1 protein-coding gene is annotated in these 1,432 nt (G+C 54.3%); it reads left to right on the top strand.

All coding sequences use genetic code 11. From position 1 onward, the window contains the following. Positions 1-173 precede the first annotated feature (173 nt). Positions 174-1,391 carry an IS481 family transposase gene (locus tag CRD18_RS07220; protein ID WP_049190698.1) on the top strand — a complete coding sequence of 406 codons (1,218 nt, stop codon included), beginning with the start codon at positions 174-176 and terminating at the stop codon, positions 1,389-1,391. Positions 1,392-1,432: the final 41 nt, after the last annotated feature.

The following is a 1,432-nucleotide window of genomic DNA, read 5'->3' as shown; positions in this document are numbered from 1 at the left end:
TGTCTGGTTCGGTGACATCGTTCCGCATGTCTCATGAGATCGTTCCGGTGCCGAGAACCATCATGTCTCGTCACATCGTTCCGGCGAGAAACGATGTGCCCGGCAACACACCACAGTTGCCCCAAACACGCCGAAACTGATGTCTCGCGACATCGTTCCTCCATGCTGAAACCATGGAGAAACCAGCTCCGAAAATCATCATCGAAACCATGCTCGCCACCGGCATGACCCAAACCGAAGCAGCCCAACACTTCGGAGTGACAACGCGTTGGATCCGAACATTACAAAAGCGCTACACCGAAGGCGGCATCGAGGCACTGACCCCTAAATCAAAACGCCCTCATACAAATCCACGCGCTACCGCCCCGGACGTAGTCGACCGCATCCTCCAATTACGCTACGAACTAACCAACCGCGGCACCGACGCGGGAGCCCACACCATCCGCTGGCACCTCGAGCAAGAAGACACAACCCCACTGCCAGCAACAGCAACGATCCATCGCATCCTCAAAAACAACGGACACATCACACCCCAACCACAAAAACGTCCCCGCAGCTCATGGATACGATTCCAAGCAGACCAACCCAACGAAACATGGCAAATGGACTACAGCGACTGGACCATCGCAGGCCACCAACGCGTCGTCATCCTTACAATCCTCGACGACCACTCACGCTATGTACTTCACTGCCAAGCCTTTAACAGCGCAACCGTTACCCACGTCATCGAAGCCTTCACCTACACAGCCACCATCCACGGTTACCCACAATCAACCCTGACCGACAACGGACGAGCATTCACAACCAGCAACGACCGCACCAACCCAGCACGCAATGGCTTCGAACAACTCCTCCTAGACCTAGGAATTGAACAGAAAAACGGCAAACCCTACCACCCGCAAACCCAAGGGAAAGTTGAACGATTCCACTACACACTCAAACTGGCACTACGTAACAGACCCCAAGCTAGAGACATCGACAACCTCAACGAACAACTCGATGACATCATCGACTACTACAACAACAAACGCCCCCACCGAGCACTCAACCGATGTACCCCTGCGGAGGCTTACAACGCTTTACCCAAAGCGCACCCCCGCCCAGGAAACAAGACTCATGACTACCGCCTGCGCACCGACAAAGTCGCCAAAAACGGCAAAACGACACTGCGGTGGGGCGGACAACTCAGACGCCTCTATATCGGACGCCGATGGGCCGGAGAGCCCATCACCATCATGTGCGTAGACAACACAGCAGACATCAAAATCACCGCCACGGGGCAACACATAGCCCACTACACACTGACCTCAGACAAGATCTACTACAACCAAAAAGACAACGAACTAAACCCCACCCCGGGCAACAAAAATAAAGGAAGCCTCGAGACATAACCGGAACAATGTCTCGAGACTTCACATTGTGCCCCAGAGAG

The sequence above is a fragment of the Corynebacterium sp. LK31 genome (assembly GCF_014335015.1).
Lineage (GTDB): Bacteria > Actinomycetota > Actinomycetes > Mycobacteriales > Mycobacteriaceae > Corynebacterium > Corynebacterium jeikeium_D.
This window is presented reverse-complemented; position numbering and strand designations above follow the sequence as displayed.